The organism is Leptolyngbya sp. 'hensonii', from assembly GCF_001939115.1.
Classification (GTDB): domain Bacteria; phylum Cyanobacteriota; class Cyanobacteriia.
On sequence record NZ_MQTZ01000074.1, the window covers coordinates 1 to 9,074 of the forward strand.

The window sequence follows — 9,074 nt, forward strand, 5'->3', positions numbered from 1 at the left end:
ACCTCGGCGATTGCCGGGGCGGTCCATCCTTGCGCATTCAGCCGCAGCATATGGGCACGGTCTCGGGTTCGTTGCGGCACGGTCGTGGCTAATCTCAGTTCAGCCAGGGTGCGGTCTTCCTCGTCACTCAGTTTGATTCGTAAGGGGGCAGGCACTAGAGACAACCAGTAGAGGGCCAAATCTATCTTATACTTTATTCCTCCGACCTACTTATAAGGACTAGCGATCAATCTCTATAGCCCTCTCTATAGCCCTTGAAGGCTCTGCTCAGAATGGTTGTTTGCTACCATAGGGTTTAGAAACCTGGAAATATCTATGACTCTAGCAATTGCCCTTGAACCTGCACCTATAGAGACTGATGCTTATGGTGTTGTGCGAGTGTCTAAAACTCGTGTCACCCTAGATACTGTCGTGACGGCTTTTTTAGAGGGATGTACACCAGAGGAAATAGGAGAGCAGTATCCGTCGCTTCAGCTACCAGATATATATCTTGTTATTGGTTACTATCTCAGACATCGGGATGAGGTTCATACCTATCTTTCCGAACGTCAGCGTCAGGCAAATATAATTCAGCAGGAGGCTGAACAGCGGTTTAATCCTATTGGAATACGCGATCGCTTACTTGCTAGGCAGAATCAATCTAGGTGATCTGCAATGGCTCGATTCCTGGCTGATGAAAATTTTAACAACCAAATTGTGCGGGGTGTTCTTCGCCAAAGTCCAGATGTTGATATTGTGCGTGTTCAAGATGTCGGTTTGTCCGGAGTGGATGACCCTACTGTTTTAGAATGGGCAGCCCAAGAAGAACGAATTGTCTTGACGCATGATGTTGCTACTATGACAACTTTTGCATATGAACGCATCCAAGCTCGATTGCGTATGCCTGGATTATTTGAGGTGAGCCGTCGTGTTCCAGTAGGGGTTGCGATAGAGGAAATTATCTTGATTGCGGAGTGCAGCCTTGAGGGAGAGTGGGAAGGACAAGTAAGATTTCTCCCTCTACGATAGACTAGAAGTAGTTGTCGCCACCTAACACTGCGTGGCAGCGGACGGTCAAAAGCTACTGGTGCTAAGCTCGAGGTTGTCTGCCGCCGCTGCACTTCACCGTTATACAGCAAAGGTTGTCTGTGGGGCTGTACTTAGAGCCTAGTGGGTTATTTGCCTCGAACATCGCCATTGAAAATGGCTGCAAAGCCTTCCACATAAGCCTCTTGTTTTTTACACTCCTTACAAATGACCCACTAGGTTGTTTACGGCGGCTCAACTTGGTCGTTAGCTTTCAATCACCTACGTTGTGTAGAGACACCCTCATGAGTCCTGCGATCGCCCATGAGCATTTGCAAAACGTTCAATCCTAAACGTTAGCTCAATTCTTCCCCGTCAGGCACTGCGGCGAAACTCACCAGGGGAAACGCCCATCCAACGTCGAAACGCACGGTGAAACGCACTGGTTTCCGAAAAACCCAACAAAAAAGCGACCTCACTCACCGCAATTTGTGCCTCTCGCAAATAGTAGATAGAAAGCTCTCGCCTCATTTCGTCTAGTAGCGTATGGTAAGATGTGCCTACTTCTTGTAGCTTCCGTTGTAGGGTGCGGGGGGCATAGCCAAGTTGTTGAGCGATCGCCGTTAAGCTCGGATTACCTCCCCGCAATCCCTCACTCAGCAATCGATTGACACTATCGAGCAAGCTTTCAGATTGCGGCAATCGAGCCAAAAGTTCTTCTGCATGGCGATCGAGGATGGAGGAGAGTCCCGGATCAGCTTGTGCCAGGGGGCGTTGGATAACTGCTGCATCCAACCTCATTTCGTTTACGGGCTGATCGAAGGCTAAAGGAGACCGAAAAAGGTGATGGTAAGCTGACAAATCCTCTGGTTTGGAGTGCTGGAACCCCATCTGTAACGGCACTAAATCTAGCCCAGTTAACTGACGACTCAACAGAACAAAGTTTGCTCCTACCCATTCACCCATCGCATCATTAGGGGGCAGGGCTGTGCTGGGAATTGCCATCGTAATCCGGGCGACATCTCCCTGAACCTCGAAGGTAAATTCGGCTCCTGTATGCCTGAGACGGGAGTAACGCACTAACCGCTCAAATGCTTCCCCCAAATTGGCACTACTATGCATCGCGTAACCCAATACATCCCAGGTTTTTGGTTTTGCGGCGACTGCCATCTGCAAGCCAATGCAGCCGCATGGCGATAGTGCAAGCGCTGACTTGTCAGTTCGCTGAGTAATGGCTTGCCAGAGCGCACAAAACTGCTCGTGGGAAATTCGCCCATCCACATCCTCTAAACAACTTGGAGCAAGCTTCAGGGCAGCCAGGATGTCATCGGCATTCAGACCACAGTGGGCGGCAGCCTCTAAAATCGCTTGCACGAGTTTAACTGAGACGGAATTTTGCATGAGATGCTGCTCGATGCTCTCAGGATGATTCATTGACATGGGCAGAGTGGCATTTTGGGCACAATGACATTTTAAGTCAATTTTTTCGACGTTTTTAGTCATTGCTTTGCCGGTGGAGTAGCCAGTAGTCTAAAGCTATCAACAGTTCCACTCCTTGAAGAATAGAGGTTGTTATGGACATTGCAATTTTTTCTTCCCGAGAATTACCCTTAGTACTGCGATCTCTAGTCACTGTGGCTGCCAACCCTGAAGCTTTAACACCACGCGAGCAACAGTTTTTAGAGATCATTGCTGCCCTGCACCAAGGCAATCGAGACATGGCAGCAACATCGGTCACTCCATTCCAAGTGGCGCAATCGATTCCCCAGGAGCATCACCGCAGGCGGCTATTACAACTGGCGATCGTCATGGCGATGATAGATGGCGAAACAACTCCTCAACAGCAGCAGGCACTGAAGGAGTTAGCCAGGAACCTCGCAGTGCATGAGCAAGGCTTACGAGTGCTCCAAGAGGTGGTAAGCGGTCATCAACGGTTGGCTCAATTTCAGATGATGCGGCGTATGATGAGCCAAATCGTGGTGCCTGCACTACATGAAGAGGGGATTGCGGGAGTTAAAAAAATCGTTGCGTCGCTGTTCTTCAAAAGCGGCGAAGATCCAGCGATCGCGCAAAAATATCGCCAGCTTGGCCAACTACCGGAAGGAACGCTGGGTCATACTTTTTGGCAGCACTACACCCAAAATGGCTTTCCCTTTCCTGGTGAAGCAGGCGGCATTCCAGAACGCCTGGTATTTCATGACTTAGGGCATATCCTTTCTGGTTACGATACCACCCCACAAGATGAAATTCAGCAGGGTGCATTTCAGGCTGGTTTTATTCGCAAGGATGGTTTTGCGTTTCTGTTGTTTGTCATTTTGCATTTTCACTGGAATATCAAAATCACTCCCATTGCCGATCCCGCTCAGGGATTATTCGATATCCCGCTTGTTATCCATGCTTTGCAGCGAGGAGCTGCTTGTAGCGTCGATTTATCCGATCACTGGAACTTTTGGGAAGTCATAGATCTCCCGTTGGAGGTGGTGCGCGATCGTTATCACATCCCCCCCCTCAGTCCTGCCTTGCTGTTTGCAGCATAAGAGAACGACTATCACTCTGACAGGTGTGATCCACAGATATCGCAGCCGAGAAACTTCGCCATGAACAAGTCCAGCATTTACGGTGGTTGCCTTTGTGGAACGGTAACATTTGAAGTGAACCCACCATTCCAGAAAATGCTTCATTGCCACTGCTCACGGTGTCGCAAAGGCACAGGCACAGGTCATGCTACAAATCTAACCGTTGATCCTAGCCAGGTCCGATGGCTCTCCGGAGAGGAAAGCATCACACGTTATAATCTTCCCACGGCAAAGAGTTTCGGCAAATGGTTTTGCAGACATTGTGGGTGCCCGGTTCCGCGTCTAACCCGCAACGGCAAGATTATGGTTATTCCAGCTGGATCGTTGGATACAGCACCGCCTATTACTCCTACGGATCACATCTTCTGGGCATCCAGAGCATCATGGGGTTGTGCTAGTGGAGGGCTTCCAACTCACGCCGAGTATCCAGAGTTATGGTAGAGCAAGCATCTGCCTAACAAGTTATCCAGCCGATGTCTCTGCTGCTGCGCTCTGAACCGCAGTTTGAGCTTGAGCGTCAGCTTGCATACAATCTCAGTCGAGGGAAGGGGTAGATGACAATAACTTTACACTGGATCATTGCAATTACAGCTATCCTCGCGCCAACCTTACATCTATTGTCAGATATCCTGGAGTGGACTAGCGGAGGCTTTTCACGAACTCAACTCATCATCAACTACGCCGGATTTCTGCCAATGCCATTTCTCATGATTGGATTGTATGCTTACCAGCGTCCTCGAATCGGATTGGTTGGGTTAATCGGCTCGGTGCTGTATGGAGTAGCCTTTATCTATTTTGCTCACACAACCATGATTGCACTTGAGCAGGCTATCTCCAACTACGAGATACTGTTGGGGAAACTTGAGGGTGTCTACACATTTCATGGCGGGTTGATGGTGGTTGGGGGCACGATGTTTGGAATTGCTTCCCTACACGCTAGGGTTCTATGGCAAGGTGCTGTCAGTCTTTTCATGCTTGGGATTATTCTAAACCTTGGTGTTGCGCTTTTACCGTTGCCAGACATCCTACAAATACTGGGGAGTTCAGTGAGAAATTTTGGTCTGATTGCAATGGGGGTATCGGTCATACGAGAATCTGTTGTGTTTCCGGAATCCGTAACCTAACGAGTGCCTGCACAAGGAATACCTTAAGGAGTTACCAATGGAATTACTTTTTAAGATTTCGTTTTTATTTTTTTCCGCTCTCTTTGCTGGAGTTGTCTTATTTCTTTCTACCGTTCTTCGAGCCACATTTAATGCATTAACAGTAGAACAATATTATGCTGTTTTTTCAAAAATTATTGAAAATGGAAGAAAATCGATTGTAATTAGTATGACTGTTTTAATCCCGATGCTAATATTTGCAGCATATCTGATTTATGGTTTTAGAAATTGGTTTTTTATGATCGGATCATTGCTATACATAGTAGGTTCCTTTGTATCGTCAAGATTGATTAATGAACCTTTGTATACGCAATTACTTGAAGCAAGCAATGATCAGACAGAACTGATTAGGCTTCGTGGTCTACTCAATAAAGGGAATATAACCCGAGCAGGTCTCTCTTTATTTGGTGTCGTATTAGTCGGAATATCCATCTATTACAATTACCCTTGATGATTCCGGAATCGCAACATCAGCAATTCTCGTGGCACGAATTAGGCAAGATCTTTGCAGGCTTTCTTTGCATCTGGTTTGTATTCGATCGCACGGCTCAGTTAACCCAGAGCACCTTAGGAGAAAGGGGCATCCTGATTAGCATCGTTGTAATAGCAGCCACCTTTGGGGTAGAAAAATTAATTTTCAAACAAACAGTGCTGGATGCACTGCGATCGCTAAGTTTGGGATTTCCTAGTCTGCGTACAATGCTGGTTGCGATCTTCATTTGTGTGATGCTTTTAGCGTTCTATCCAGCTTTTTCAATGGTAACAGGAGCCAAACTAACCTTGCGCGATAACTGGATTGGGGTATCGTTAGGCTTGTTTGCCCAGGCAGGAATAGCAGAGGAAGTCTTATTTCGAGGCTATCTGTTTGAACATCTCCGCAGAGGACGGACATTTTGGCATGCGGCACTCCTTTCGTTACTGCCCTTTGTCGCGGTGCATGTCTTACTGTTTGCATCCCTGCATTGGATAATCGCTCTGGCCTCAACACTTTTAGCTGTGGCAACGACATTCCCACTTTGCTATTTCTACGATCTCAATCGTCGCACCATTTGGGCATCAGCACTCATCCATTGGATCATGCAAGGTGCAATCAAATTGGTGATTGTTCCCAATGATTTCTCCCTCGCGATCTCACTTAGTTGGATGGCAATGTGTGCAACCGTACCGTATATCGTCTTTGTGTCCTGCAAGCAATTGGATCACTAACTAACTATAACGCCAGCTAACAAGTCGATGAAGTCCATGAAGTGGACAGGTGAGAGATTCTGGTGGAGTTGTCAAGGTCATCTGCCGCTGCTTATCTTGGTCGTTAGCTAGCTCTATAAAAAGTCTTTGCACTTGTCCGTCTAAGAGCTGATTTATAAAGATAATCTAAAGGGTTAGTAGTTGATCTAAAACTACTCGTTAGTTTAGAAGGAATTGAGCCTTAACTGCCCTCCGTCCATGACTGCTTTACCTAAAATTGCCAATCCTCCTCGCAAACCTTATCCCAGTGACCTCAGCGATGCAGAATGGGAAATTCTGAAACCTTTGCTGCCAAAGCCTAACGGTCGTGTTGAGCGGTTGCCGGTAACTTTAGCAACTCTACCAGCGGTATTATTCAGTCCACTCCAACGTGTTATGGGGGTACGGGATTAGAAATTGAGTAGTACACTCGACTTCAGATCTCGGAGGAGGTGAGTGACGACTATCCAAGCGGGCGACACCTGATGTCTATACTCACATCTTTCACCAGTACATCTGCTTCATGTTTTGACCTCAACTAATTGTAGGTCGAGACCAAACGATCGCAGTAAGGGGATTGCAAATATATAAAGTACCAGTCATTCTAGAAGGAGTAGAGCGGGAATATCCCTCTCATGGCTGAGAATCTCTAGAACGTCAATCCCCTTACCATGCTCGACGACAAGATTAAAGCAACCCTGAAAGATGCTGCTCGAAAGCTGACTGGACAAAAAAAGCGAGACTTTATGGCAAAAGTTGCTGAGGATTATTTTGACGGTTCAGCTCGGAAAACGGAAACCGTTTTAGGGTGGAATCGAGCAAGTGTGCAACTGGGTTTGCATGAGCGTCGCAGTGGAATCACCTGTGTTGACAACTATCGAGCCAGGGGGCGGCATAAAAGCGAAGTGATATTGGTCAATTTGGAAGCCGATATTGCAAGTTTAGTGGACCAGCAAGCCCAAGCCGACCCAAAATTTCAATCGACCTTTTTATATGCTCGCATTAGTGCCCAGGCCGTCCGAGAAGCCTTGGTGGAGCAGAAGGAGTACGATGAGGAGCAACTGCCTTCGCGTCAGACTATTGGGGCCATTCTCAATCTCGACAACGACGAGTTATCGATTTACTTCGGTCAATCTGCTGAAACCAGCGATTTTATTGCCGACTGTTTGGAGTGGTGGTGGCAGGACAATCAAGACCATTACCCTGAGATTGCAGAATGGGTGATCAATTTAGATGGCGGACCTGCTACTCGCAGTGACCGCACCCAATTCATTAAACGCATGGTTGAACTCGCCCAAACGATCACCCTCCCGATTCGATTGATTTACTACCCGTCTTATCACAGCAAATACAATGCAATTGAACGATGCTGGGCAGCGCTTGAGCATTATTGGAATGGAACCATCTTGGATTCGGTAGAAGCGGCAGTTCAATGGGCCAGTCACATGACTTGGAAAGCAATGGCTCCAGTGGTTTATCTGGTTGAAGGCATTTATGAAAAAGGGGTCAAGGTGTTGGCTGAGGAGTTAGCAAATTATCTCCCCTTCTGGCAACGGTCTGAAACTCTGCCCAAATGGGATATCACTATTCTCCCTAATTGATTGGGATGTTATTTAATTGCAAACCCCTTACCTGCGATCGCATTGCAATTTTCCACTCTTCCAAGCGACGTGGAGGTACTCCTGGTCGAAACAACTCACCTCGTTCTTCTACAAGACTTTCTATATCAGCGTCAGCAGGTAATTTCAGCCTGTATCTAATTCCGTTGTAACTCATGATGGAAATAGGGTTATTACAAGCTAGAACCCATAATGCTGAGAGGACATCAAACTTATCCCGATACTCTTTGCTTGATGTTTCTTCTTCATTTAAAGAACTGATGCTACTGGTCATGGTGTATGAAGTCACAACTATTTTGGCGTACTGCCCCAACCCAGGAACGAAGCAGCCTAACGCCCCCGTTCACCCGCCGCTAGTACCCTCTCGAACTCAACCGACCATCTCAATACGGTCGGTGTCCAACGGGATTGTTAGCTGGCTGGCTACGGGGCTTTCGGTTGGACTTCAAATTCCAATTTAGAACGGTAGAAGCAAACATCGAATTCAAGAAAAAAGTTTGTTTGACCCAGGATCAACGGCGTGTTTGGACGCTGCACCCACGCAAACAGTAACTCGGTTGGCGGAAATTCCCCGATTTGAGTGATCGCAGAGAACGGCATCGCTGGTTGATTGCTGAGATTACCCGCTAACTGAATGATGGCTCTGCGATCGTCCCAAATCCCTCCTAACTCCAAACCAAGTTCGTAGGATAGGACATTCACTGTAGCCCCGCTATCCACCAAACCAACCGCTTCAATGACCTGATTTTCTCGACGTAGCAGCAATGGAAGTCTTGGCAGGCTATCAAACTCGTTTTGGGCTGGGCTAGTGGTTGAATACTTGAATCGCATACATTACTGCTGGTTTGCATTGGGCTGCTTGAGGGCTTCCATTAAAACGGCACCTGCCCCAAAGCAATCATATGGAGTTGGTAAGTCATAGGTTTTGAAAGGCTCCAATGGTGAGATGTCTTCAGTTACCTCCAAATCTTCAGCTAGAATCCGAATCAATTTAAGCTTTTCTAATGGGGAAAGCCGCCGCGCAGCAGGAAGCACTTCTGCAAACGTCATATCACGTCACTCTTTTTCCTAAGGTTTCATGCCTACATCTTACTCGATTCCACATAGGTCAGAGTTTAGAGTCTGCCAGATAGCAATTTATGCAGCACCTGTGATCATTTCAAGCCTGCTAAGTAAATCAACTCTTGCACAACAATTCTTAAATCAGAAGTGATCTTATCTATATCACTTCGATGGGCAACAAAACGGCGACTGTGCGCCGAACGATCTCCTATTACCTCGGCAATAAAACAGAAGGCATAATAGAAGTAGAGGCACAAGGAGGGTTGTGATGGATAAACCGGATGCCCGACACCTCTCGATCGAGACCCAGACTTACTTGCGACAGCAAGCAATCCGACTGCGACAGCAAGGTAAGCGAGTCAATGATATTAGTGAATATTTGGGAGTTCATCGCAACACTGTCTCGCAGTGGTGGTGGGAGTATG

Annotated in this window: 13 protein-coding genes and 1 pseudogene; 9 read left to right on the forward strand and 5 right to left on the reverse strand. The window is 47.2% G+C overall.

Annotated elements, in window-relative coordinates; translation table 11 throughout:
* Nucleotides 1-155 (reverse strand): annotated as a pseudogene (locus BST81_RS29035) (IS630 family transposase); the annotation flags it as partial.
* Nucleotides 156-315: 160 nt separating this feature from the next.
* Between BST81_RS29035 and BST81_RS26635 the strand changes: the two are divergent.
* Both BST81_RS26635 and BST81_RS26640 read left to right on the forward strand, forming a co-directional pair.
* A complete protein-coding gene (locus BST81_RS26635) occupies nt 316-648 on the forward strand; it encodes a DUF433 domain-containing protein (protein ID WP_075601509.1) in 333 nt (110 codons plus the stop codon).
* A 6-nt stretch (nt 649-654) separates the two neighbouring features.
* Nucleotides 655-1,008, forward strand: a complete 354-nt coding sequence (locus BST81_RS26640; protein ID WP_075601510.1) for a DUF5615 family PIN-like protein — start codon at nt 655-657, stop codon at nt 1,006-1,008.
* A gap of 372 nt (nt 1,009-1,380) precedes the next feature.
* Here BST81_RS26640 and BST81_RS26645 read toward each other — a convergent pair whose 3' ends face one another.
* The gene (locus BST81_RS26645; RefSeq protein WP_075601518.1) at nt 1,381-2,406 is read right to left on the reverse strand and encodes an AraC family transcriptional regulator; all 1,026 of its coding nucleotides are present in this window, start codon (nt 2,404-2,406) and stop codon (nt 1,381-1,383) included.
* Nucleotides 2,407-2,639: 233 nt separating this feature from the next.
* On the opposite strand from BST81_RS26645, the gene BST81_RS26650 reads away from it, so the two are divergent.
* The 6 genes from BST81_RS26650 to BST81_RS26680 all read left to right on the forward strand — a co-directional run bounded on the left by BST81_RS26650 (nt 2,640) and on the right by BST81_RS26680 (nt 7,569).
* Nucleotides 2,640-3,542 (forward strand): hypothetical protein, encoded by a 903-nt coding sequence (locus tag BST81_RS26650; protein WP_216351473.1) that lies wholly within the window; start codon nt 2,640-2,642, stop codon nt 3,540-3,542.
* A gap of 135 nt (nt 3,543-3,677) precedes the next feature.
* Nucleotides 3,678-4,022 carry a GFA family protein gene (locus tag BST81_RS29335; protein WP_363080957.1) on the forward strand — a complete coding sequence of 115 codons (345 nt, stop codon included), beginning with the start codon at nt 3,678-3,680 and terminating at the stop codon, nt 4,020-4,022.
* Nucleotides 4,023-4,135: 113 nt separating this feature from the next.
* Entirely contained in the window at nt 4,136-4,705 is a 570-nt protein-coding gene (locus tag BST81_RS26660; protein ID WP_216351474.1) for a hypothetical protein, read from the forward strand.
* Nucleotides 4,706-4,742: 37 nt separating this feature from the next.
* Nucleotides 4,743-5,195 (forward strand): hypothetical protein, encoded by a 453-nt coding sequence (locus tag BST81_RS26665; protein ID WP_075601513.1) that lies wholly within the window; start codon nt 4,743-4,745, stop codon nt 5,193-5,195.
* The gene (locus BST81_RS26670; protein ID WP_075601514.1) at nt 5,195-5,950 is read left to right on the forward strand and encodes a CPBP family intramembrane glutamic endopeptidase; all 756 of its coding nucleotides are present in this window, start codon (nt 5,195-5,197) and stop codon (nt 5,948-5,950) included. The genes BST81_RS26665 and BST81_RS26670 overlap by 1 nt, the downstream gene beginning before the upstream one ends.
* 689 nt (nt 5,951-6,639) lie before the next feature.
* The gene (locus BST81_RS26680; RefSeq protein ID WP_075601515.1) at nt 6,640-7,569 is read left to right on the forward strand and encodes a hypothetical protein; all 930 of its coding nucleotides are present in this window, start codon (nt 6,640-6,642) and stop codon (nt 7,567-7,569) included.
* On the opposite strand, the gene BST81_RS27840 is transcribed toward BST81_RS26680, so the two are convergent.
* The 3 genes from BST81_RS27840 to BST81_RS26690 all read right to left on the reverse strand — a co-directional run bounded on the left by BST81_RS27840 (nt 7,562) and on the right by BST81_RS26690 (nt 8,637).
* Nucleotides 7,562-7,861, reverse strand: a complete 300-nt coding sequence (locus BST81_RS27840) for a hypothetical protein (RefSeq protein WP_143780524.1) — start codon at nt 7,859-7,861, stop codon at nt 7,562-7,564. The two genes, BST81_RS26680 and BST81_RS27840, sit on opposite strands and share 8 nt — an antisense overlap.
* A 149-nt stretch (nt 7,862-8,010) precedes the next feature.
* Nucleotides 8,011-8,418: a hypothetical protein gene (locus tag BST81_RS26685; RefSeq protein WP_075601516.1), complete on the reverse strand. Its 408-nt coding sequence runs from the start codon at nt 8,416-8,418 to the stop codon at nt 8,011-8,013.
* A 3-nt stretch (nt 8,419-8,421) separates the two neighbouring features.
* Nucleotides 8,422-8,637: a hypothetical protein gene (locus tag BST81_RS26690; protein ID WP_075601517.1), complete on the reverse strand. Its 216-nt coding sequence runs from the start codon at nt 8,635-8,637 to the stop codon at nt 8,422-8,424.
* A gap of 280 nt (nt 8,638-8,917) precedes the next feature.
* On the opposite strand from BST81_RS26690, the gene BST81_RS26695 reads away from it, so the two are divergent.
* Nucleotides 8,918-9,074: helix-turn-helix domain-containing protein (locus tag BST81_RS26695; RefSeq protein ID WP_143780525.1), on the forward strand; the 157-nt coding region annotated here is incomplete at its 3' end.

Excerpts from the sequence above, each read along its gene's own strand:
- BST81_RS26660 (WP_216351474.1), top strand. The coding sequence starts at position 4,136 with ATGACAATAACTTTACACTGGATCATTGCAATTACAGCTATCCTCGCG.
- BST81_RS26635 (WP_075601509.1), top strand. The coding sequence starts at position 316 with ATGACTCTAGCAATTGCCCTTGAACCTGCACCTATAGAGACTGATGCT.
- BST81_RS26680 (WP_075601515.1), top strand. The coding sequence starts at position 6,640 with ATGCTCGACGACAAGATTAAAGCAACCCTGAAAGATGCTGCTCGAAAG.
- BST81_RS26670 (WP_075601514.1), top strand. The coding sequence starts at position 5,195 with ATGATTCCGGAATCGCAACATCAGCAATTCTCGTGGCACGAATTAGGC.
- BST81_RS27840 (WP_143780524.1), bottom strand. The coding sequence starts at position 7,861 with ATGACCAGTAGCATCAGTTCTTTAAATGAAGAAGAAACATCAAGCAAA.
- BST81_RS26685 (WP_075601516.1), bottom strand. The coding sequence starts at position 8,418 with ATGCGATTCAAGTATTCAACCACTAGCCCAGCCCAAAACGAGTTTGAT.
- BST81_RS29335 (WP_363080957.1), top strand. The coding sequence starts at position 3,678 with ATGCTTCATTGCCACTGCTCACGGTGTCGCAAAGGCACAGGCACAGGT.
- BST81_RS26640 (WP_075601510.1), top strand. The coding sequence starts at position 655 with ATGGCTCGATTCCTGGCTGATGAAAATTTTAACAACCAAATTGTGCGG.
- BST81_RS26690 (WP_075601517.1), bottom strand. The coding sequence starts at position 8,637 with ATGACGTTTGCAGAAGTGCTTCCTGCTGCGCGGCGGCTTTCCCCATTA.
- BST81_RS26665 (WP_075601513.1), top strand. The coding sequence starts at position 4,743 with ATGGAATTACTTTTTAAGATTTCGTTTTTATTTTTTTCCGCTCTCTTT.
- BST81_RS26645 (WP_075601518.1), bottom strand. The coding sequence starts at position 2,406 with ATGCAAAATTCCGTCTCAGTTAAACTCGTGCAAGCGATTTTAGAGGCT.